We start from the raw sequence: 22,683 nt of genomic DNA, 5'->3' as shown, positions 1-22,683 counted from the left end.
GTTTTTTACCGGCCCGGGTCCGGGTGTGGTTATGGTGGGGTTTTCTCTAAAACCCCCCCCCCCCGGGCCGCGCCGCCCCCCCCCCGGGGGGGGCGCCCCCCCCCCCCCCCCCGCCCGGAGAGCATCGACGCCTGACCCTTCCGAGGGCTACGCGGGGGCGGCCGCTTCGGCCGCCCCCGTTTCCGTACCCGCCCGCTTCCGCACGAGCACCGGATTGGTCTCCGGCAGCAGCGCGAAGCAACCCAGGCTGACCAGGGCGATACCGGTCAGGTACACCGCGACGCCCCAGGGCGGCCCGGAGCCGTCCGCCAGCGCCGTCGCCACGATCGGGGTCAGCGCCCCGCCCAGCACACCGCCCAGGTTGTAGCCGACGGCCGCGCCCGTACAGCGGATCCGCGGGCTGTACAGCTCCGGCAGGTACGCGCCCACCACCGCGAACATCGTCACCATGCCCAGCAGCGCCCCGAGGAAGCCCAGCGTCATCAGCAGCGGATCGGCCGTGCGCAACAGCGCCACCAGCGGGAACATCCACAGCGCGCAGACCGCACAGCCCGCCAGGCACAGCGGCCGCCGTCCGAAGCGGTCGCCGGCCAGCGCCACCAGCGGGGTCACCAGCCCCTTGAGCGCGACCGCGGTCATGATGCAGGCCAGCATCACCGTGCGGCTCACGCCGAGGTGCTCGGTGGCGTACGCGAGGGACCAAGTGGTGACCGAGTAGAAGACCGCGTACCCCACGGCGAGCGCACCGCCCGTCAGCAGGAGCAGCCGCCAGTGGCCGCGCACCACCTCCGAGAGCGGGGCCTCGGCCCGCCGGCCGGTCTCGGCGAGCGCCCGGAACTGCGGGGTCTCCTCCACCGAGCGGCGCAGCCACAGCCCGGCCAGCGCCAGCAGCCCGGCCGCCCAGAACGGCACCCGCCAGCCCCACGCACTGAACCGCGCCTCGCTGAGCGAGGCCGACAGCGCCAGGATCATGCCGTTGGCCAGCAGGAACCCCACCGCCGGGCCGATCTGCGGGAAGCTCGACCACAGGCCCCGCCGCGCCTCGGGCGCGTGTTCGGCGGTCAGCAGCACCGCGCCGCCCCACTCGCCGCCGAGCCCGAGGCCCTGGAGGAAGCGCAGCAGGAGCAGGAGGACCGGCGCGGCCGTGCCGATCGAGGCGTACGTCGGAACGCAGCCCACCGCCACCGTCGCGAGGCCCGTGAGCAGCAGGGAGCCGAGCAGTACGGGGCGCCGGCCGTGGCGGTCGCCGATGTGACCGAAGAGGGCGGAGCCGAGCGGGCGCGCGAGGAAGCCGACGCCGAAGGTGCCGAAGGCGGCGAGCGTTCCGGCGAGCGGGGAGAAGGAGGGGAAGAAGAGCGGGCCGAGCACGAGGGCGGCGGCCGTGCCGTAGACGAAGAAGTCGTAGAACTCGATCGCGGTGCCGGCCAGGGAGGCCGAGGCCAGCCGCAGCATGCCGGGCCCGGGAGGGGGCTTGGGAGGGGGTGTGGGGGAGGGGTCTTGTTGCATGGTGCAGCAACTACCCCTTCCCCAACGCCCGGGACGTGCGTTCGGTCGGGTACGACCGGAAGGAGTGCACCGCGTCGGAAAGTTGACGCGATCCGGGGCGACCGGTCGGGTGCTACCAGCCGCGCTCGCGCCATTCGGCGAGGTGCGGCCGCTCGGCGCCGAGGGTCGTGTCGTTGCCGTGGCCGGGGTAGACCCAGGTCTCGTCCGGCAGCTGCTCGAAGAGCTTGTGCTGCACGTCGTCGATCAGGTTGACGAAGGCCTTCGGGTCGCCCCAGGTGTTGCCGACCCCGCCCGGGAAGAGGCAGTCGCCGGTGAACACGTGGGCGTGCCCGTGCGGGTCGTCGTAGACCAGCGCGATCGAGCCGGGGGTGTGCCCGACCAGGTGGCGCGCGGTCAGGGAGACCCGCCCGACGGTGATCACGTCCCCGTCCCGGACCGGGACGTCCGTGGCGACCGGGATGCCCTCCGCGTCGTAGGCACCCGCGTAGGTGCGCGCGCCGGTGGCGTCGACGACGGCCTGGAGCGCGCCCCAGTGGTCGCCGTGCCGGTGGGTGGTGACGACGGACGCGATGCCGTCGTCGCCGATCAGGTGCAGCAGCGTCTCCGCCTCGGCGGCCGCGTCGATGAGCAGCTGCTCGTCGGTGGCCCGGCAGCGCAGCAGATAGGCGTTGTTGTTCATCGAGCCCACCGCGACCTTGGAAATCATCAGGTCCGCGAGCTCGTGCACGTCGGCCGGACCGCCGACCTTGACCTCTCCGGTGTACGTCATGGGTCGATCCTAGAGCGGGGGGAGCTCGGGCAGGCCGTCGCCCGCCTCGACGGTGAGGTGCGCGCCCTTGAGGCCGCGCCCGGCCAGCCAGCCGAGCAGCTCGTCGGCGGGACCGCTGAGGGTCACCGGGGTGCCCTCGGAGCCGCCCGTCTGCCAGACCCGGTCGCCGTGGGACGCCTTCAGGGTCACCGGCGGCACCTCGGGACGTCCGGACCAGCGGTCCGCGAGGAAGGCGATCTCGCGGTCGGTGAACTCGTCCGGGAGGTCGGCGAGCTCGTAGCCGATGTTCAGGTCGACGTGGTGCAGAGCGACCTCGACCCAGCGGCGGAACGGCACGTTCGAGGCCAGGTCGGTGACGCCGTTGCGCAGCTCGACGGTGCGGGACCAGTCCTGGTCGCGCTCGGAGGTGGCGAGGAATCGGGCCCCGGAATCGCGGACGTCCGCCAGTTGTTCTTCCAGGGGCCGGACGGCGTCGCGCTCGATGTCCGCGTCGCGAGCGGTGGCGCTCTCGTACATGGGGCGGCCCTCGAAGACGTTGACGAGGGCGTCGGCGTTGCGCGCGAGATGGGCCAGGATGTGGCCGCGGCTCCAGCCGGGGAGGTGTGACTCCTCGGCCAGTGCGGCGTTGTCCAGCTTCGCGACCGCGGTCAGCAGTCGGTCCGTGGCTTCACGTACAGATCGCAGGTCGTGCACATGATCAGTCATGACGGCGAGCCTAGTGGCTGGGGGGCTCCCGCCACACGATCGGGTGAAGAGGTCGGAGGAGTGCCGTAAATCGAATGTGCGTGCTATACGCTCGAAGTCCAAGACTCCATCTCCATCGCAGAGGCGCCCCCCATACCCTGGGACGGGGACCTGTGCCCCCGCTCTCTCAAGAAAGGTGCGGACCGGCGTGACCGACCGTCTCATCGTTCGTGGCGCTCGCGAGCACAACCTCAAGAACGTCTCGCTCGACCTGCCCCGCGACTCACTGATCGTCTTCACCGGACTCTCCGGGTCGGGCAAGTCCTCGCTGGCCTTCGACACGATCTTCGCCGAGGGGCAGCGCCGCTACGTCGAGTCGCTCTCGTCGTACGCCCGCCAGTTCCTCGGGCAGATGGACAAGCCCGACGTCGACTTCATCGAGGGCCTCTCCCCGGCCGTCTCGATCGACCAGAAGTCGACCTCGCGCAACCCGCGCTCGACGGTGGGCACCATCACCGAGGTCTACGACTACCTGCGCCTGCTCTTCGCCCGCATCGGCAAGCCGCACTGCCCCGAGTGCCGGCGCCCGATCTCCCGCCAGTCGCCGCAGGCCATCGTCGACAAGGTGCTCGCGCTCCCCGAGGGCAGCCGCTTCCAGGTGCTCTCGCCGCTGGTGCGCGAGCGCAAGGGCGAGTTCGTCGACCTGTTCTCCGACCTCCAGACCAAGGGCTACAGCCGCGCCCGGGTGGACGGCGAGACCATCCAGCTCTCCGAGCCGCCCACGCTGAAGAAGCAGGAGAAGCACACGATCGAGGTGGTCATCGACCGCCTCACCGTCAAGGACAGCGCCAAGCGCCGGCTCACCGACTCGGTGGAGACCGCCCTCGGCCTCTCGGGCGGCATGGTCATCCTGGACTTCGTCGACCTCGCCGAGGACGACCCCGAGCGTGAGCGGATGTACTCCGAGCACCTCTACTGCCCGTACGACGACCTGTCCTTCGAGGAGCTGGAGCCGCGCTCCTTCTCCTTCAACTCGCCCTTCGGCGCCTGCCCCGAGTGCACCGGCATCGGCACGCGCATGGAGGTGGACCCGGAGCTGATCGTCCCGGACGAGGACAAGTCCCTGGACGAGGGAGCGGTCTCGCCGTGGTCCCTCGGCCACACCAAGGACTACTTCCAGCGACTGGTCGGCGCGCTCGCCGGTGAACTCGGCTTCCGCACGGACATCCCGTGGGCCGGGCTGCCGGCCCGGGCCAAGAAGGCCCTGCTGTACGGCCACAAGACGCAGATCGAGGTCCGCTACCGCAACCGGTACGGGCGCGAACGCGCCTACACCACGGCCTTCGAGGGCGCCGTGCCGTTCGTCAAGCGGCGGCACTCCGAGTCCGAGAGCGACGCCAGCCGCGAGCGCTTCGAGGGCTACATGCGCGAGGTGCCCTGCCCGACCTGTGAGGGCACCCGCCTCAAGCCGATCGTGCTCGCCGTGACGGTGATGGAGAAGTCCATCGCCGAGGTCGCCGCGATGTCGATCAGCGAGTGCGCGGACTTCCTCGGCCGGATGCGGCTCGACGCCCGCGACAAGAAGATCGCCGAGCGGGTCCTGAAGGAGGTCAACGAGCGGCTCCGCTTCCTCGTCGACGTCGGCCTGGACTACCTCTCGCTGAACCGCGCCGCGGGCACCCTGTCGGGCGGCGAGGCCCAGCGCATCCGGCTGGCCACGCAGATCGGTTCCGGTCTGGTCGGCGTGCTCTACGTACTGGACGAGCCGTCCATCGGCCTGCACCAGCGCGACAACCACCGGCTGATCGAGACGCTGGTGCGGCTGCGGGACATGGGCAACACGCTCATCGTCGTCGAGCACGACGAGGACACCATCAAGGTGGCCGACTGGGTCGTGGACATCGGCCCCGGCGCGGGCGAGCACGGCGGCAAGGTCGTGCACAGCGGTTCGCTGAAGGAGCTGCTGAAGAACACCGAGTCGATGACCGGGCAGTACCTGTCCGGCAAGAGGTCCATCGCGATCCCCGACATCCGCCGGCCGGTGAACGGGGACCGCAGGCTGACCGTCCACGGCGCCCGCGAGAACAACCTGCGGGACATCGACGTGTCCTTCCCGCTGGGCGTGCTCACGGCCGTGACCGGTGTGTCGGGCTCGGGCAAGTCGACGCTGGTCAACGACATCCTCTACACGCACCTGGCGCGCGAGCTGAACGGCGCCCGCTCGGTGCCGGGTCGGCACACGCGGGTCGACGGGGACGAGCTGGTCGACAAGGTCGTGCACGTGGACCAGTCGCCGATCGGCCGGACCCCGCGGTCCAACCCGGCCACGTACACCGGTGTCTTCGACCACGTGCGCAAGCTCTTCGCCGAGACGATGGAAGCGAAGGTGCGCGGCTACCTGCCGGGCCGCTTCTCCTTCAACGTGAAGGGCGGCCGGTGCGAGAACTGCTCCGGCGACGGCACCATCAAGATCGAGATGAACTTCCTGCCGGACGTCTACGTCCCCTGCGAGGTCTGCCACGGCGACCGGTACAACCGGGAGACGCTGGAGGTCCACTACAAGGGCAAGTCCATCGCGGAAGTCCTGAACATGCCGATCGAGGAGGCGCTGGACTTCTTCGAGGCGGTGCCGACGATCGCCCGGCACCTGCGGACGCTGACCGAGGTGGGGCTGGGGTACGTGCGGCTCGGCCAGTCCGCGCCGACGCTGTCGGGTGGTGAGGCGCAGCGCGTGAAGCTGGCGTCCGAGCTGCAGAAGCGGTCGACGGGCCGGACGGTGTACGTGCTGGACGAGCCGACGACGGGTCTGCACTTCGAGGACATCTCGAAGCTGATCAAGGTCCTGTCGGGGCTGGTGGACAAGGGCAACTCGGTGATCGTCATCGAGCACAACCTGGACGTCATCAAGACCGCGGACTGGGTCATCGACATGGGCCCGGAGGGCGGCTACGGCGGCGGCCTCGTCGTAGCCGAGGGCACCCCCGAGCAGGTCGCGTCGGTGGGCGCGAGCCACACGGGCAAGTTCCTGCGGGACATCCTGGGGGCGGACCGCATCTCCGACGGCGGGTCGCCTCCGGCGCGGGCCGCGGCGAAGAAGGCCCCCGCCAAGAAGGCCCCCGCCAAGAAGGCGACCGCGAAGAAGGCCGCCGCCCCGGCGAAGAAGACGACGGCGCGGGCCCGCAAGGCGTAGCGCTGCGCTGAGCCGAGCTTGGCGGAGGGGACCCGGCCGAACGGCCGGGTCCCCTCCGGCGTCTGCGGGCGCAGGCCCGGGCCCCGGGGCTGGACCGTGCCGGGTGCGGCACCGCTGCCGGGGGCCTGCCCCCGGACTCCCGGTCCTCGAACGCCGGACGGGCTGATGTTGCCTCCGGCGGGCCGGATGTGTCGCGCCGCGCGGCAACTCGGCCGAGCGAAATCCAGCCCCGCCGGCGTTCGAGGCGCGGGGTCTGGGGCGGAGCCCCGGGAACGGTGCCGCGGGCTACCGTCTTGCCGGGGTCAGGGGCGGCGCCTAGGAGGCCACGCCCAGCGTGTGACACGCCGTGGCGGGGTCCGTCAGGGACACCAGCAGCGCGTCCGCGACGTCCGCGCGGGCGATGACCCGGCCGCCCGGCACGTTGCCGTCGATCGAGCGACGGTACGTACCCGTCCGCGGCTTGTTCCGGAGCATCGGCGGGCGGACGACCGTCCACCGCGTACCGCTCGCCCCCATCGCCGCCTCCATGTCCGCGAGGTCCGCGTACAGGTCCCGCAGCAGCCTGCGCAGCAGCGGGTAGACCACGGCCCGGGTGAACACCCCCTCGCCGTCCGGGAGCCGGCCCACCGGCGCGGCGCTGACGGCGGACAGCGGCCGCACGCCCGCCCGGTCCATGACCGAGGTGATCGCCTCCAGGGCCGGGCCCGCGATCGGGGTCTCCTTGGCCTGCTTGTTGCTCGCGGCCCCCAGCGCGGAGACCACCGCGTCCCGGCCGCTTACCACCGACAGCAGTGCCTCCTCGTCCGTCACATCGGACACCGTGGCCACATGGAGCCGCTCGTGGGCGGGAACCGGCAGGCGGGCCGGGTCGCGGACCACCGCGGTCACCTCGTGCCCCGCGTCGAGGGCCTGCCGGACGACCTCGCGGCCGACGCCGCCCGTGGCACCGAACACCGTGATCTTCATGGATTCCCCCATGCTCGAAGAGGGTGGAACAGGGTGTGAAAGATGGTGTGACAGGTGATGCACGCAGGTGGGTGAGTACTCACTCACCCCTCCTTCCGTTATGGTGAGTGAATGCTCACCTCCAAGTCAAGCCGCCCCACCCCGGAGCGGTTGCTCGACGCCGCCGAGAAGCTGATGCGCACCAGCGGCCTCGCCAGTGCCACCACGAAGGCCATCGCCCGTGAGGCCGGGTGCTCGGAGGCCGCGTTGTACAAGCACTTCGCGAACAAGGAAGAGCTCTTCGTGCGCGTGCTGATGGAGCGGACCCCCAACGCGGGCCCGCTCATGGCCGCCCTCGGGTCCGATCCGAGCGAGCAGGGCGTCGAGGAGGGGCTCGCCGACATCGCCCGGCACGCCTCGCTCTTCTACGCCGACGCCATGCCGATGGCGGGCTCGCTGTTCGCCGAGCCCGCACTGCTGAGCCGCCACCGCGAGGGCATCCAGAAGATCGGCTCCGGGCCGCACGTGGTCCTCGCCGCGCTCGCCGGGCGGCTGCGCAGGGAGCTCGACGCGGGCCGGCTGCGCCCCGACGCCGATCCGGACGCGGCGGCCGCGCTGCTGCTCGGGGCCTGCTTCCAGCGGGCCTTCTTCCTGCACTTCTCCGGGGTCGAAGTGGTCCAGCCCGTCGAGGAGTTCGCCCCCGCCGTGGCGTCGACCCTCTGGGCCGCTATCCGGTGAGCTCGGCGGCGTACGGGGGTTCCGCCCCGGCCCGGGTGCAGGTCAGGGCGGCCGCGTGCGCGGCGTACGCGAGGACGGCGGGCCAGTCCACGGGCTCGCCCGGCGGCGCGGCCGAAAGGCGGTGCAGCAGGGCGGCGTTGACGGTGTCGCCCGCCCCGATGGTGTCCGCCACCGTCATCCGGCGGGCCGGGACGGAGTGCTTCGCGCCCTCCCGCGTCCAGACCGTCAGGCCGGCCGCGCCCCGGGTCAGCACCACCGCTTCCGGGCCCGCCGCCAGCCAGTCGTCGACCCGGCCGCCGAGCCAGGCCGCGTCGTCCTCCGACAGCTTGAGGACGCCCGTGTGCGGCAGCAGCCGCGTCAGGAAGCGGGCCCGGTAGGCCGCAGGGTCGGGAATCAGCGCGGGCCGGATGTTGGGGTCCAGCAGGGTCAGCAGGCCGCGCCGCGACTCCCGGCGCAGCAGGGCCTCGTACGCGCTCGCGCCCGGCTCCAGCACCAGCGAGCAGGTGCCGAGCGCGAGGGCGCGGGCGGTCTCGGGGAGCGCGGGCGGCAGGGTGAACAGCCGGTCCGCGGTGCCCTCGACGTAGAAGCCGTACGAGGCGGAGCCGTCCGGGGCCAGGGAGGGCACGGCGAGCGTGGTCGGCTCGGGCCCGCGCCGCACCAGCGACAGATCGACGCCCGCCGCCCGCAGGCCGGCCAGCAGGAACTCGCCGAAACCGTCCGTGGAGACCCGCGAGCAGAACGCCACCTCGGCGCCGAGCCGTCCGAGGGCGAGCGCGGTGTTGTACGGGCCCCCGCCCGGCCGGGGCAGCAGCGCGCCCGGCGGCTGCTCGGTGGGCACCAGGTCGATGAGGGCTTCTCCGCCGACGACGATCACCCGGGGGAAGCTACCCCATCGGGCGGAGGTATCGTCGGTGGGCCGGTGCCCGGCCGGTCCCACACCCCAGGAGAAGCGCATGTCCGCGTCGCAGTCCGCAGCTCGCCGTACCGTCCTCAAGGGCGCCGCCGCGCTCGCCGGGGCCGTCGGCGCCGGCGCGACGCTCGCGGCCTGCTCCACGGAGTCCGGCAGCGGCAACGGCGCCCCCGCGGTTCCGTCCCAGCCGGTGGAGCTGGGCGCCGCGTCCGAGGTCCCGGTGGGCGGCGCGAAGCTGTACCGGGAGAAGAAGCTGATCGTCAGCTGCCAGGCGGAGGGCCAGTACAAGGCCTTCAGCGCCCAGTGCACGCACGCGGGCTGCGTCCTCGACAAGATCGAGAAGAGCGAGGGCAACTGCCCTTGCCACGGCAGCCGCTTCGACGTGAACACCGGCAAGGTCGTGCAGGGCCCGGCCACCGACCCGCTGCCGGCCGTCCCGGTCAAGGCGGAGAACGGCAAGCTGATCGCGGGCTGACCGCTCGGCCGGACCCGCCGGGTCCGCCGGGCCCGCCCCTCAGGGCGCCGTCAGCCTGCGCGACCACCACGGGTCGCCGGGTGCGGCGAACGGGTCGTTCAGGGTGCGGGCGAGGAAACGGGCGTCGACCGGGGCGAGCAGCGCGCGCAGTTCGGCCGCCGCACGGCGCGGGAGCGCACGGCACACGGCCTCCAGAACGGCGCGGACCTCCGCTCCCGAGAAGGGGTCGCAGCAGTCGCAGACGTCGTCCACGGGGTACGTCACCCAGGGGCCCGGCCGGTGGGCGAGGGCGTGCCAGCGCCACCACGCCTCGGAAACGGGCCCGGGCCAGGAGGGCCGGCGCTCGATCCGGGCGATCGCGGCGAGGGTCCGGCCGGACAGGCCGGGTACCGGTGCGGCTCGGCGTGCGTCGCGCGCCGGGCGGGGTCGTCGGGGCAGGTTCCGTCGCACCTGCGCGGAATTCCTACGCGGCATGCGCCGTTCGCCGCTGGTCCATGCCGTCATCCTGCCGGAGCCGCGGCCGCGCGGCAGCTGCTTTTCCGCGGTGGGTTCCCGCACCCCGCCGGGCCGCTAGTGCTCTGGCCGGAAAGGTTTGCCGGCTCGCGGCGTCCGGTGCGGTGCATCGCAAGGCGGAGGGCCACGCCTTGTACTGGACGTACTTGCGTGGCGCGACAACGCGGCGAGGTGCCGTGCCGGGCGTCGTGAGGCGGTGAACCTTTCCGGTCAGAGCACTAGTCCCAGTCCCAGGCGATGCCCAGGAGCCCGCGGCGTGTCGACTGTTCGACCAGGTGGACCGCCCGGTGGCGGCCGCTCGGGGTGAGGTCCGCGAGGGCGGTGCGGGGGGAATCGGGGCCCGAACGGGCGAAGCGGCGGCAGCGGACCGGGAGGGCCGCCTCGTCGAAGCGGACCTGGAGCATGTACTGGCCGCCCGCGTAGCTGAAGCCGCGTACGTACTCGTCGCTGCGCGCGCCCGTGCCGTCCTCGACCCCGTAGCCGAAGACGTAAGTGTCCCCGCGCCGCAGCCGCGCGTCGAAGAGCAGCTCCGCGACCAGCAGCCCGGCCTCGGGGTGGCACCGGACCCGGCCCGTGCGGCAGTTCTCGTACGCCGTCACGCGCATCCGGGACACGTCGCAGCCCGCGTCGCCGTGGTGGATGGCCAGGTAGCGGTCGACGCCGTCGTGGTGTGCCCGGACGATCTGTTGCGAATCGCGGGCCCGCAGCTCGCCCGCGGGTCCTATGCGGACCCTCTCGTGGTGGCCGAGCGAGTGCAGTCCGCCGTCGGAGGGGAGTTCCATCGCGTCCAGCATCCGTTCCACCGCGCCGCCCATGCCCAGCAGGGCCCGGTAGGAGCGGGCGGCCGGGCGGGTGGGGCCCGGGGCGGGCTCCGGGGCGGTCAGCAGGCGGACGAGGGAGCCGTCCGGCAGCTCCAGGATCTGCTCCAGCGCGGTGACGGCCCGCAGGGACTCCGGGTGGCGCGGGCGCCGGGCGCCCCGCTGCCAGTAACTGAGGCTGGTGACACCGAGCTTGATGCCCCGGGCCGCCAGCCGGTGCTGCACCCGGTGGAGGGGCAGTCCGCGCGCGGCGAGGGCGGCGCGCAGGGCGAGGTGGAAGGGGCCGCCGTGCAGTAAACGGCCGAGTTCGGGAGCGTCCGCCGTATCCGGGGTGGCCGGGGTGTCCGGCGTGTTCGCGGTCGGCCGCATCGCGACTCCTCTGTGAACGTTCACACGCGCCGGCGTGGGGGGCCGGGCCGGTGGTGCAGGGGGAGCAGGTGACACCACAGTCACCGTTCACACCGCAGTCCCATCGTTCACACTGCAATGTCACGGCGTATTGAAGCGTGTTGACCTGATCGCGACAACACCCCGATGCTCCTCCACAGCGTCCGGACGCGCTCCTCCACCCCCACTCTCCCCATCTCGGGAGGAACGCGATGCGCAACAGAAACCGGCGGCAATCCCCGGCCGCCCTCCTCAACGCCCTGCTCACGGCCCTGCTCCTCACCCTGTCCCTCGGCGCCGGTACCGCCACCGCCGCCGATACGGACACCCGGTCCGTCGGGTCCGCCCAGTCCGCCCTGGCGTACAAGCGCCTCGGCATCACCATGCAGGCACAGCAGAAGACCAATTGGTGCTGGGCCGCGAGCGGCAACACCATCGCCACATGGTTCGGCCGCACCTACACCCAGAACCAGTTCTGCAACGCCGCCTTCAACCGCCAACAGGGCTATGACTGCCCCAACAACCAGGCCACCCTCGCCAACGTCCAGACCGGACTGCGCTGGGCCGGCATCAACCCCGGTTCGTACGTGAACGGTTGGCTCCTCTACTCGACGGTCCAGACCGAGATCAACGCCGACCGCCCGATCGAGACCCGCATCCAGTGGGCCTCCGGCGGCGGCCACATGCACGTCGTCTACGGCTACGACACCGCGAGCAACTGGGTCTACTGGGGCGACCCGTGGCCCTCCAGCGACCGCTACAACTGGGCCTCGCACGCCTGGTACGTGGACAACAGCTCCTTCTCCTGGACCCACTCCCTCTACCGGATCGGGGCGTGACCGCCATGACCCTGCGCGCCACCGCCGCGGCGGTCCTCGCGGCCACCGCCCTCATGGGGATCGCCGCGGCCACGGCCACGGAGGCCTCCGCGACCCCCGTCCCGCAACCGCAGTCCGTCACCGCCGAGACCAGGGCCGCCGCCGCGCGGGCGGCGTCGGCGCCGGACACCCTCGCCACGCTGTCCCGCTTCTTCGCGCGGGAGGGCAGGATCGCGCCGGACGCCGCGCGGCCCCGCATCGAGGGCGAGCCGATACCGGTGAACCACCTCTCCCCGGACTTCGTCGCCGGCAAGGCGGGGGCGCCCGTGGCCCGTCTGGAGTTCCTCGCCGGGAAGGCGGTCGCCGCCGACGGGCAGCAGGCCGTGCTGTGGACGGCCCGGACCGGTGAGGGGTGGCAGGTCGTGAACATCGCCACCGGCGACGACGAATTCCGCTACGCGCGCTCGGGCGAGGAGAAACTGCCCGGCGGGACGGTGTTCCGCGAGCCGCAGATCGACGCGTGGTACGTGGCCGGGGGAGGGAGGGTGCTGCCGCTGGACGAGGACGCGGTGGCCGCCGTCGGCAGCGGGGGGACCAGCCTCGCCGCGTACCGGGCGCGGGTGACGCGGGCCTACGGGGACAAGCTGCCGGGTTCGGCGTACGCCGAGCGCGGCATGGCGGGGGGCTTCGCGGAGCCGGTGTCCGCGGGGGGTGGCGTGCCGGTCGGCGGGATCGCAGCCGGTGCGCTGGCGCTGGCCGGGGTCGGGGCGCTGACCCTGGCCCGCCGCCGCACCCCCGCCGGGGCGTAGCCGGCCCCCGGCTCCCGCCGGGCCGGGTCCCCACCCCGGCCCGGCCTCCCCCGCAGGGCCCGGCCCCCGCCAGGGCGGGTCCTGCTCCCGCCGGGGGCCCGGCTCGCGGGCGGTGTCGGGCCCTGAGGGGCCTTCCCCCACCCCGCCCCTTCCCGAGACCGGGGCTCCGCCCCCGGACCCCGGTCCTCAATCGCCGGACGGGCTGGATGTGCCTCCGGCGGCGCCTCAAACGCCGGCGGGGCTGGATGTTCCAGCCCCGCCGGCGTTTGAGGCGCGGGGGTCCGGGAGCGGAGCTCCCGTGCGGTGCGGGCTCGGGGGTGCGGAGCCCCTCGGGGTTTCCGGCCGGGGTCGGGATGGCGGGCGCGGCGGTCGTGGGATGCGTACCGCAGGATGTCGGTGGGCGACAGTAGGGTGTTGGCATGGCCGACCCTTCCAGTTACCGACCCAAGCCGGGACAGATCCCCGACTCCCCGGGGGTGTACAAATTCCGCGACGAGCACCGCCGGGTGATCTACGTCGGGAAGGCCAAGAGCCTGCGCCAGCGCCTGGCCAACTACTTCCAGGACGTGGCCGGGCTGCACCCGCGGACCGCGACCATGGTGACCACCGCCGCCTCCGTCGAGTGGACCGTGGTGTCCACCGAGGTCGAGGCGCTGCAGCTGGAGTACTCCTGGATCAAGGAGTTCGACCCCCGGTTCAACGTCAAGTACCGGGACGACAAGAGCTACCCCTCCCTCGCCGTCACCATGAACGAGGAGTACCCGCGCGTACAGGTCATGCGCGGCCCCAAGAAGAAGGGCGTGCGCTACTTCGGCCCCTACGGGCACGCCTGGGCGATCCGCGAGACCGTCGACCTGATGCTCCGGGTGTTCCCGGTACGGACCTGCTCCGCGGGCGTGTTCAAGCGCTCCGCCCAGATCGGCCGGCCCTGCCTGCTCGGCTACATCGGCAAGTGCTCCGCGCCCTGCGTGGGCCGCGTCACCCCCGAGGAGCACCGCGAACTGGCCGAGGACTTCTGCGACTTCATGGCGGGCCGGACGGGGACGTACCTCTCCCGGCTGGAGAAGGACATGCACGAGGCCGCCGAGGAGATGGAGTACGAGAAGGCCGCCCGGCTGCGCGACGACATAGGGGCGCTGCGCCGGGCCATGGAGAAGAACGCCGTGGTGCTCGCCGACGCCACCGACGCCGACCTGATCGCCGTCGCCGAGGACGAGCTCGAAGCCGCCGTGCAGATCTTCCACGTCCGCGGCGGCAGGGTCCGCGGCCAGCGCGGCTGGGTCACCGACAAGGTCGAGGCCGTCGACACCGCCGGGCTCGTCGAGCACGCCCTCCAGCAGCTCTACGGGGAGGAGAGCGGCGAGAGCGTGCCCAAGGAGGTGCTGGTCCCGGCGCTCCCCGAGGACACCCTCGCGCTGGGGGAGTGGCTCGCCGAGCGGCGCGGGTCCCAGGTCAGCCTGCGGATCCCGCAGCGCGGCGACAAGAAGTCGCTGATGGAGACCGTCCACCGCAACGCCCAGCAGTCCCTCGCCCTGCACAAGACCAAGCGTGCCAGTGACCTCACCACCCGGTCCCGGGCGCTGGAGGAGATCGCCGAGGCCCTGGACCTGGACAGCGCGCCCCTGCGCATCGAGTGCTTCGACATCTCGCACCTCCAGGGCGACGACGTCGTCGCGTCGATGGTCGTCTTCGAGGACGGCCTGGCCCGCAAGAGCGAGTACCGGCGCTTCCAGATCAAGTCCTTCGAGGGGCAGGACGACGTCCGCTCCATGCACGAGGTTGTCTCCCGGCGCTTCCGCCGCTACCTCCAGGAGAAGCTGAAGACGGGGGAGTGGGACGCCGAGGAGGAGGGCGGCGAGGTCGCCGAGGACGACGGGCGGCCCAAGCGGTTCGCGTACCCGCCCCAGCTCGTCGTGGTCGACGGCGGGCAGCCGCAGGTCGCCGCGGCCAAGCGGGCCCTGGAGGAGCTCGGGGTGGACGACGTCGCCGTGTGCGGGCTGGCCAAGCGGCTGGAGGAGGTCTGGCTGCCCGGCGAGGACGACCCGGTGGTCCTGCCCCGCACCAGCGAGGGCCTGTACCTGCTCCAGCGGGTCCGTGACGAAGCCCACCGCTTCGCCATCCAGTACCAGCGCAACAAGCGCGGGAAGCGCCTGAAATCCGGGCCGCTGGACGAGGTGCCCGGGCTCGGGGAGAGTCGCAAGCAGGCCCTGGTCAAGCACTTCGGTTCGGTGAAGAAGCTGAGACAGGCGACAATCGACCAGATCTGCGAGGTCCCGGGCATAGGCCGCAAGACGGCCGAGACCGTGGCCGCGGCCCTCGCCGGCGCGGTCCCCGCCGGTCCTGCCGTCAACACGGCCACAGGAGAGATCATTGAGGACGAGACCCCCGCGCCAGCGGGAACATCGTCCGAACGGGGGACCGAGCAATGACCGAGCACGAGACCACGCACGAGACCACGCCCCAGAGCGAACCCGAGACCACGCACGAAGCCATGCACGACCGAGACGGAGCACAGGTGAGTACGGGCACGACAGCGGAGCCCGGCGAGACCGCCGAGGCGGCCATCCCCGAGCTGGTGATCATCTCCGGCATGTCCGGGGCCGGCCGCAGTACGGCGGCGAAGTGTCTGGAGGACCTCGGCTGGTTCGTCGTCGACAACCTGCCGCCGGCGCTGATCCCCACCATGGTGGAGCTGGGCGCCCGCTCCCAGGGCAACGTGGCGCGCATCGCCGTCGTCGTCGACGTCCGCGGCCGCCAGTTCTTCGACGCCCTGCGCGAGTCCCTCGCCGACCTCGACAGCCGCGGGGTCACCCGCCGCGTCGTCTTCCTGGAGTCCTCCGACGACGCGCTGGTCCGCCGCTTCGAGTCGGTCCGCCGCCCGCACCCCCTCCAGGGCGACGGACGCATCACCGACGGCATCGCCGCCGAGCGCGACCTGCTGCGCGAGCTGCGCGGCGACGCCGACCTGGTGATCGACACCTCCAGCCTGAACGTGCACGAGCTGCGCGCCAAGATGGACGCCCAGTTCGCCGGGGACGAGGAGCCCGAGTTGCGGGCCACCGTCATGTCCTTCGGCTTCAAGTACGGCCTGCCCGTCGACGCCGACCTCGTCGTGGACTGCCGGTTCATCCCCAACCCGCACTGGGTCCCCGAGCTGCGCCCCTTCACCGGACTCAACGAGGAGGTGTCGGGGTACGTCTTCAGCCAGCCCGGCGCCAAGGAGTTCCTCGACCGCTACACCGAGCTGCTCCAGCTCATCGCCACCGGCTACCGCCGCGAGGGCAAGAGGTACGTGACGATCGCGGTCGGCTGCACGGGCGGTAAGCACCGCAGTGTCGCCATGTCCGAGAAGCTCGCCGCCCGCCTCGCCTCCGAGGGAGTCGAGACCGTCGTCGTACACCGGGACATGGGGCGCGAGTGATTGCACGGACCCCGCGGCTGAGCCGTCTGCGCCGCCTCGCCCCCACCCGGGACGAAGGCGGCGCACGCCGCTCCGGCCGCCGGCGCGGCGCCACCCCCAAGGTGGTCGCCCTCGGAGGCGGACAGGGCCTGTCCGCCTCCCTCGCCGCCCTGCGCCGCATCACCGGTGACCTCACCGCCGTGGTCACCGTCGCCGACGACGGCGGATCCAGCGGCCGGCTCCGGGAGGAGCTCGGCGTGCTGCCGCCCGGCGACCTGCGCAAGGCGCTCGCCGCGCTGTGCGGGGACGACGACTGGGGCCAGACCTGGTCCCGCGTCATCCAGCACCGTTTCCAGTCCGAGGGCGACCTGCACGGGCACGCCGTCGGCAACCTGCTGATCGTCGCCCTGTGGGAACAGCTCGGCGATCCCGTCCAGGCCCTCGACCTCGTGGGCAGGCTGCTCGGGGCGCAGGGCCGGGTGCTGCCCATGTCGGCGGTGCCGCTGGAGCTCCAGGCCCTGGTCAGGGGGCACGATCCGGCGCGCCCGGAGGACGTGGACACCGTCCGCGGGCAGGCCACGGTGGCCCTCACCCCGGGCGAGGTGCTCTCCGTACAGGTCGTGCCCGGCGACCCGCCGGCCGTGCCGGAGGCCGTCGCGGCGGTGCTGGACGCCGACTGGGTGGTGCTCGGTCCGGGGTCCTGGTTCTCCTCCGTGATCCCGCACCTGCTCGTACCGGAACTGCTCGACGCGCTGATCGAGACGAAGGCACGGCGGGTCCTCTCGCTGAACCTCGCGCCGCAGCCCGGTGAAACAGAGGGCTTCTCTCCGCAACGTCATTTGGAGGTTTTGGCCCGACACGCCCCTAAACTCGCCCTGGACGTGGTGCTGGCCGACGAGGCCGCCGTGCCCGACCGCGAGTCCCTCGCCGATGCCGCAAAACGGTTCGGTGCCGCGGTCGAGCTGGCGCCGGTGGCCAGGCAGGACGGCTCTCCGAAGCACGATCCGGAGCTGCTGGCCGCCGCGTACGACCGTATTTTTCGGATGCATGGAAGGATCGGCCCATGGCGATGACGCCCGCGGTGAAGGACGAGATCTCTCGCCTGCCCGTCACCCGGACCTGCTGCAGGAAGGCGGAGGTCTCGGCGATCCTTCGGTTCGCCGGCGGACTCCACCTGGTGAGCGGCCGCATCGTCATCGAGGCGGAGCTGGACACCGGGATCGCCGCCAGGCGCCTGCGCAAGGACATCCTGGAGATCTTCGGGCACTCCTCGGACCTCGTGGTCATGGCACCCGGCGGACTGCGCCGCGGCAGCCGCTACGTGGTCCGCGTGGTGGCCGGCGGTGACCAGCTGGCACGCCAGACGGGCCTCGTGGACGGCCGCGGGCGGCCGATCCGGGGTCTGCCCCCGCAGGTGGTCTCCGGGGCCACCTGCGATGCCGAGGCGGCCTGGCGCGGCGCGTTCCTGGCCCACGGCTCGCTCACCGAGCCGGGCAGGTCCTCCTCGCTGGAGGTCACGTGCCCCGGTCCGGAGGCCGCCCTGGCCCTGGTGGGCGCCGCCCGCAGGCTCTCCATCGCCGCCAAGGCGCGCGAGGTGCGCGGCGTGGACCGGGTCGTGGTCCGCGACGGCGACGCGATCGGCGCCCTGCTGACCAGGCTCGGCGCGCACGAATCGGTGCTGGCCTGGGAGGAACGGCGGATGCGGCGCGAGGTGCGCGCCACCGCCAACCGCCTCGCCAACTTCGACGACGCCAACCTGCGCCGCTCGGCGCGGGCCGCGGTGGCGGCCGGAGCCCGTGTGCAGCGCGCGCTGGAGATCCTCGGCGAGGAGGTCCCCGAGCACCTCGCCGCCGCCGGGCGGCTGCGGATGGAGCACAAGCAGGCCTCCCTGGAGGAGCTGGGCGCGCTCGCGGATCCGCCGCTGACGAAGGACGCGGTGGCGGGGCGGATCCGCCGGCTGCTGGCGATGGCGGACAAGCGGGCGCAGGATCTGGGGATTCCGGGCACCGAGTCGAACCTCGACCTCAGCGAGGAGCTGGCCGACAACATGGCCGGCTGAGTCTGGGCCGGCCGGGGCCGGGGCCGTTGGGCCGGGCCCTGAGGGCGGGTGCGGGTGGTGTGCCGCTGCGCGGTGCCGGTCCCCTACCCGCCCTTCCTCCGTTCCCCGGGGGCTCCGCCCCGGACCCCGTTCCCGGGGGCTCCGCCCCGGACCCCCGCGCCTCGAACGCCGGCGGGGCTGGAAGTGCCTCGAACGCCGGCGGGGCCGCAAGTGCCTCGAACACCGGCAGGGCTGAAAGAGGGTCAGACGCCGGTGGGGTCGAATCGTCGGTGGGGCTGAAATTCCCGAGCGCGCCGGTACGCCCCATTGACAGGGGCGTCGGCTGATCGTGAGCCTGGCTCCCAACGCTTTCGTGGCTGACGACGCCCAGGGGGGCATATGAGGCACCGCGCGAGATCGATCCTCGCGGCAAGCGCACTCGTCTTCGGCACCACACTCGCCGTGCTGCCCGCGGCGGCGGCCCAGGGCGGCTCCGGCTCCGCGCCCGCGGCCGACGAGGTACGGGTCTACGACGCCGACATCACCCGGGAACAGGTCCCGCTCGTCCTCGCCGCCGGCCAGGACGCCCACGAGCTCTCCGAGCGGGCCCCGGAGACCGGGACCGCCCGCGTCGAGCTCTTCCTCACCGGCGCCCAGGCCCGGCAGCTCGGCGCCCAGGGCGTCAAGCTGGCCGAGCGCAAGGTGAGCGCCGCGGGCCTGGCCCGGGCCAAGGCAGCCGGGGACGGGGTGTTCCGCCCCTACGGCGGCAAGGGCGGTCTCCAAGAGGAGATCCTGCGCACGGCCCAGGAGAACCCGGGCCTCACCAAGGTCGTCTCCATCGGCAAGACCCTCCAGGGCAAGGACATCCTCGCCCTCAAGGTCACCAAGAACGCCGGGAAGACCAAGGACGGCGCCAAGCCCTCCGTGCTCTACATGTCCAACCAGCACGCCCGTGAGTGGATCACCCCCGAGATGACCCGGCGGCTGATGCACCACACCATCGACAACTACGGCAAGGACCCGCGGATCACCAAGCTGGTGGACTCCACCGAGCTGTGGTTCCTGCTCTCCGCCAACCCGGACGGGTACGACTTCACGCACGCGCCCGACGGCGAGCGGCTGTGGCGCAAGAACATGCGCGACAACAACGGGGACGGGAAGATCACCTCCGGCGACGGGGTCGACCTCAACCGAAACTTCGCCTACAAGTGGGGCTACGACAACGAGGGTTCCTCGCCGGACCAGGCCAGCGAGACCTACCGCGGCCCGAGCGCCTCCTCCGAGCCCGAGACCGTCGCCCTCGACGCCTTCGAGAAGCGCATCGGCTTCGAGTACGCCGTCAACTACCACTCCGCGGCCGAGCTGCTGCTCTACGGGGTGGGCTGGCAGGTGGGCACCCCCACCCCCGACGACATCGCGTACAAGACGCTCGCCGGCACCCCGGAGAACCCCGCGATCCCCGGCTACCATCCGGAGCTCTCCGCGGAGCTCTACACCACCAACGGCGAGGCCGACGGCCAGGCGGCCAACGCCAACGGCATCATGATGTTCACGCCGGAGATGACCACCTGCCGGACGGCCTCCGAGAGCGACCCGAACGACCGGTGGAAGCCCGAGGACTGCGCCTCCGGCTTCAACTTCCCGGACGACGAGAGGCTCATCCAGGCCGAGTTCGCCAAGAACCTCGCCTTCGCGCTGACGGTCGGAGAGAGCGCCGCGCACCCCGACCGCCCGGCGTCCGCCGTGGGTCTGAGCGCGGCGGACTTCACCCTCGACCCCTTCACCACCTCCTACGCGGCCCGCGGCCAGGACCAGAAGGTCTCCGTCACGGCCCGCAAGGCGCTGAAGGACAAGGAGCTCAACTACCGCGTCAACGGCGGCCGTACGCACGACGAGGACCTGGAGCCCTGGAAGGGCGGCGAGGTCTACGGCGGCGACGACAACAACTGGTACGACGAGTACCGGGCCGAGGTGGAGGGCACGAAGCCCGGCGACAAGGTCGAGGTCTGGTTCACCGGCCGCGACCGCGCCTCCGGCAAGCAGGTCTCCAGCGAGCACTTCACGTACACGGTGGCCGAGCGGCCGCGCGCCGACGTGCTCGTGATCGCCGAGGAGGGCGCGAAGGCCCAGCACGCCCAGGAGTACGTCGACGCGCTGCGCGCCAACGGCAGGTCCGCGGCGGTCTGGGACGTCGCCGTCCAGGGCGTCCCGCACCCCCTCGGAGTGCTCTCCCACTTCCGTACGGCCGTCCACTACACCGGGGCCAAGACCCCGGGCGGCGCAACCCAACTGGCCGTGCGCGACTTCCTGAACGAGGGCGGCAAGCTGATCGAGGCCGGTGAGCTGGCGGGCGGGAACGTCCGGATCGGCGACACCGTGACCAACGACTTCAGCCAGTACTGGCTCGGCGCCTACGGGCGTACGAGCGTCAGCGGCGCGACGGGCTTCACCGGCGCCGGCGCCCTCGGCGGCGCGCAGGGCGCCCTCGGTGACGCCGCCGACAATCCGCTGAACGCCCCCGGCTCCTACTCGGTCACCTCCGAGACCCTGGCGCCCGCGCAGTTCCCGCAGTTCAAGAGCGCGCAGGCGGGCCAGTTCGCCGGGGTGGTCAATCCGTACGCCCCCTACGCGGGCGCGCAGATGGCCTCGGCCCTGCACGCCGACAACGACTGGAAGCGCCTCGCGCGCACCATCGACCTGACCCGTGTCACCGCGGCCGACCAGCCCCGGTTGAAGCTCGCCCTGAACTGGAACGTCGAGGAGGGCTACGACCACGCCGCACTGGAGGCCCGTACGGCGGGAGGCGAGGACTGGACCACGCTCCCGGACCTCGGCGGCCTGAGCGGGACGGCCGTTCCGGAGGAGTGCGGGGCCGGGTTCTTCATCAACGGCCACCCCTTCCTGCGCCACTACCTCACCCTGGAGGGCGGCGGCTGCACCCCGCAGGGAACGAGCGGGGCGTGGAACACCTTCACCGGTTCCTCCGGCGGCTGGAAGCAGGTCGCCTTCGACCTGAGCCCCTACGCCGGAAAGACCGTCGAGGTGTCGCTCTCCTACATCACCGACCCGGGGTCGGGCGGCCGGGGCGTCTTCGCGGACGAGGCACGGCTGTCCCTGGGCGGAGTGGACCAGACCACTGAAGGTTTCGAGACCTCCTTCGGAGCCTGGAGCCCGCAGGGCGCGCCCGCCGGAAGCCCTGATGTTCCGGGCGATTGGTCCCGGTCCGGAGAGCTGTTCAAGTCCTACGCGGCGGTCACTACGCGTGACACCGTCCTGCTCGGTTTCGGTCTGGAGCACCTGCCGGCCGCAGCCGACCGCTCCCTACTCATCGGTAAGGCACTCCGCTCGCTGAACCACTGACCAGCACCCCCGCACCGCGATCACCCTGAGTGACAGGGGCCAAAGTCCTCGGGGTCCCGTTCCCGCAGCTCCGGTACGGGTCCCCGAGGCGTGTCAGCCCTCGATCGATGTCACTCGGAAGCTCACGGAGAGGTAGGGTCGTAAGCGGTCGGGGACATCCCATACAGCTCGCCGGCGGGACAGGCCGGCGTACCACGAGGAGATCGGTTCGTGACGATCCGCGTAGGCATCAATGGTTTTGGCCGAATTGGCCGCAACTACTTCCGGGCGCTTCTGGAGCAGGGAGCGGACATCGAGATCGTCGGTGTCAATGACCTGACCGACAACGCCACTCTGGTGCACCTTCTCAAGTACGACACCATCCTGGGCCGTCTCAAGGCCGAGGTCTCCCACACCGACGACACCATCACCGTCGGGGGCAACACCTTCAAGACCTTCGCCGAGCGCGACCCCGCGAACCTCCCCTGGGGCGAGCTGGGTGCCGACATCGTCATCGAGTCCACGGGCATCTTCACGAAGAAGGCGGACGCGGCGAAGCACCTTGCGGCGGGTGCGAAGAAGGTCCTCATCTCGGCTCCTGCCAAGGACGAGGACATCACCATTGTGATGGGCGTCAACCAGGACAAGTACGACGCGGCCAACCACCACGTCATCTCCAACGCCTCCTGCACCACCAACTGCGTGGCGCCGATGGCCAAGGTCCTCCTGGAGAACTTCGGCATCGTCAAGGGCATGATGACGACGGTCCACGCCTACACGAACGACCAGCGCATCCTCGACTTCCCGCACTCGGACCTGCGCCGGGCGCGCGCGGCCGCCGAGAACATCATCCCGACCACCACCGGTGCCGCCAAGGCCACCGCCCTGGTCATCCCGGAGCTGGCGGGCAAGCTCGACGGCATCGCGATGCGCGTCCCGGTCCCCACCGGTTCCGTGACCGACCTGGTCATCGAGCTGGAGCGCGAGGTGACCAAGGACGAGGTCAACAACGCCTTCCAGAAGGCCGCCGAGGGCCAGCTGAAGGGCATCCTGGACTACACGGAGGACGCGATCGTCTCCTCCGACATCGTGAACTGGCCCGCCTCCTGCACCTTCGACTCCTCCCTGACCATGGTCCAGGGCAAGAGCGTCAAGGTCGTCGGCTGGTACGACAACGAGTGGGGCTACTCCAACCGTCTCGTCGACCTGACCGTCTTCGTCGGCGGTCAGCTCTAAGAACGCAGGGCAAGGCAGCACGATGTGAGCACAGGGTCCGTGACAGCGCGATGGTGCGCCTCACGGGCCCTGTTGCTTGCCCCCGTACCCTCTTCGTCCGGTGGGCCC

18 protein-coding genes are annotated in these 22,683 nt (G+C 71.9%); 11 read left to right on the top strand and 7 right to left on the bottom strand.

Annotation, left to right across the window (positions count from 1 at the left end; genetic code table 11):
* Window positions 1-147 precede the first annotated feature (147 nt).
* From ACFYYJ_RS34145 to ACFYYJ_RS34135, 3 genes are all read right to left on the bottom strand, one after another.
* Entirely contained in the window at window positions 148-1,452 is a 1,305-nt protein-coding gene (locus ACFYYJ_RS34145) for an MFS transporter (RefSeq protein ID WP_385358242.1), read from the bottom strand.
* Between the two features lie 166 nt (window positions 1,453-1,618).
* Window positions 1,619-2,275, bottom strand: coding sequence for an MBL fold metallo-hydrolase (locus tag ACFYYJ_RS34140; protein ID WP_385129935.1), 657 nt, complete (start codon window positions 2,273-2,275; stop codon window positions 1,619-1,621).
* A gap of 9 nt (window positions 2,276-2,284) precedes the next feature.
* On the bottom strand, window positions 2,285-2,980 hold the full coding sequence (locus tag ACFYYJ_RS34135; RefSeq protein WP_385129933.1) for a maleylpyruvate isomerase family mycothiol-dependent enzyme: 696 nt from the start codon (window positions 2,978-2,980) through the stop codon (window positions 2,285-2,287).
* Between the two features lie 187 nt (window positions 2,981-3,167).
* Here ACFYYJ_RS34135 and uvrA point away from each other — a divergent pair, with 187 nt between their 5' ends.
* Window positions 3,168-6,149, top strand: a complete 2,982-nt coding sequence (gene uvrA / locus ACFYYJ_RS34130) for an excinuclease ABC subunit UvrA (protein ID WP_389138025.1) — start codon at window positions 3,168-3,170, stop codon at window positions 6,147-6,149.
* A 315-nt stretch (window positions 6,150-6,464) separates the two neighbouring features.
* Here uvrA and ACFYYJ_RS34125 read toward each other — a convergent pair whose 3' ends face one another.
* The gene (locus ACFYYJ_RS34125) at window positions 6,465-7,115 is read right to left on the bottom strand and encodes an NAD(P)-dependent oxidoreductase (RefSeq protein WP_389138023.1); all 651 of its coding nucleotides are present in this window, start codon (window positions 7,113-7,115) and stop codon (window positions 6,465-6,467) included.
* Between the two features lie 111 nt (window positions 7,116-7,226).
* Between ACFYYJ_RS34125 and ACFYYJ_RS34120 the strand changes: the two genes are divergently transcribed.
* A complete protein-coding gene (locus tag ACFYYJ_RS34120) occupies window positions 7,227-7,832 on the top strand; it encodes a TetR/AcrR family transcriptional regulator (protein ID WP_385129927.1) in 606 nt (201 codons plus the stop codon).
* Here the strand turns inward: ACFYYJ_RS34120 and ACFYYJ_RS34115 are convergent.
* Window positions 7,822-8,706, bottom strand: a complete 885-nt coding sequence (locus ACFYYJ_RS34115; protein WP_385366480.1) for a carbohydrate kinase — start codon at window positions 8,704-8,706, stop codon at window positions 7,822-7,824. The two genes, ACFYYJ_RS34120 and ACFYYJ_RS34115, sit on opposite strands and share 11 nt — an antisense overlap.
* A gap of 79 nt (window positions 8,707-8,785) precedes the next feature.
* Between ACFYYJ_RS34115 and ACFYYJ_RS34110 the strand changes: the two genes are divergently transcribed.
* The gene (locus ACFYYJ_RS34110) at window positions 8,786-9,217 is read left to right on the top strand and encodes a Rieske (2Fe-2S) protein (protein ID WP_385366479.1); all 432 of its coding nucleotides are present in this window, start codon (window positions 8,786-8,788) and stop codon (window positions 9,215-9,217) included.
* Between the two features lie 39 nt (window positions 9,218-9,256).
* Here ACFYYJ_RS34110 and ACFYYJ_RS34105 read toward each other — a convergent pair whose 3' ends face one another.
* Together ACFYYJ_RS34105 and ACFYYJ_RS34100 are read right to left on the bottom strand one after the other, a co-directional pair.
* Window positions 9,257-9,667: a hypothetical protein gene (locus tag ACFYYJ_RS34105; protein ID WP_389138020.1), complete on the bottom strand. Its 411-nt coding sequence runs from the start codon at window positions 9,665-9,667 to the stop codon at window positions 9,257-9,259.
* Window positions 9,668-9,948: 281 nt separating this feature from the next.
* Window positions 9,949-10,917, bottom strand: coding sequence for a hypothetical protein (locus tag ACFYYJ_RS34100; protein ID WP_389138019.1), 969 nt, complete (start codon window positions 10,915-10,917; stop codon window positions 9,949-9,951).
* A gap of 230 nt (window positions 10,918-11,147) precedes the next feature.
* On the opposite strand from ACFYYJ_RS34100, the gene ACFYYJ_RS34095 reads away from it, so the two are divergent.
* From ACFYYJ_RS34095 to gap, 8 genes are all read left to right on the top strand, one after another.
* Complete coding sequence (locus ACFYYJ_RS34095) at window positions 11,148-11,774, top strand: papain-like cysteine protease family protein (protein ID WP_385366477.1); 627 nt, start codon at window positions 11,148-11,150, stop codon at window positions 11,772-11,774.
* Window positions 11,775-11,779: 5 nt separating this feature from the next.
* Complete coding sequence (locus ACFYYJ_RS34090; protein WP_389138035.1) at window positions 11,780-12,562, top strand: hypothetical protein; 783 nt, start codon at window positions 11,780-11,782, stop codon at window positions 12,560-12,562.
* 419 nt (window positions 12,563-12,981) lie between these two features.
* Window positions 12,982-14,991: an excinuclease ABC subunit UvrC gene (gene uvrC, locus ACFYYJ_RS34085; protein ID WP_384596256.1), complete on the top strand. Its 2,010-nt coding sequence runs from the start codon at window positions 12,982-12,984 to the stop codon at window positions 14,989-14,991.
* Window positions 14,992-15,053: 62 nt separating this feature from the next.
* On the top strand, window positions 15,054-15,983 hold the full coding sequence (gene rapZ / locus ACFYYJ_RS34080; RefSeq protein ID WP_384596259.1) for an RNase adapter RapZ: 930 nt from the start codon (window positions 15,054-15,056) through the stop codon (window positions 15,981-15,983).
* Complete coding sequence (gene yvcK / locus ACFYYJ_RS34075) at window positions 15,980-17,035, top strand: uridine diphosphate-N-acetylglucosamine-binding protein YvcK (protein WP_384758641.1); 1,056 nt, start codon at window positions 15,980-15,982, stop codon at window positions 17,033-17,035. The genes rapZ and yvcK overlap by 4 nt, the downstream gene beginning before the upstream one ends.
* A complete protein-coding gene (gene whiA / locus ACFYYJ_RS34070; protein WP_037792880.1) occupies window positions 17,026-18,021 on the top strand; it encodes a DNA-binding protein WhiA in 996 nt (331 codons plus the stop codon). Before yvcK ends, whiA begins: the two co-directional genes overlap by 10 nt.
* Window positions 18,022-18,399: 378 nt before the next feature.
* The gene (locus tag ACFYYJ_RS34065; RefSeq protein ID WP_389138016.1) at window positions 18,400-21,360 is read left to right on the top strand and encodes a M14 family zinc carboxypeptidase; all 2,961 of its coding nucleotides are present in this window, start codon (window positions 18,400-18,402) and stop codon (window positions 21,358-21,360) included.
* A gap of 210 nt (window positions 21,361-21,570) precedes the next feature.
* Window positions 21,571-22,575 (top strand): type I glyceraldehyde-3-phosphate dehydrogenase, encoded by a 1,005-nt coding sequence (gene gap, locus ACFYYJ_RS34060; protein ID WP_376660190.1) that lies wholly within the window; start codon window positions 21,571-21,573, stop codon window positions 22,573-22,575.
* Window positions 22,576-22,683: the final 108 nt, after the last annotated feature.

It is taken from the genome of Streptomyces sp. NPDC002467 (genome assembly GCF_042889825.1).
GTDB lineage: Bacteria > Actinomycetota > Actinomycetes > Streptomycetales > Streptomycetaceae > Streptomyces.
This window is presented reverse-complemented; position numbering and strand designations above follow the sequence as displayed.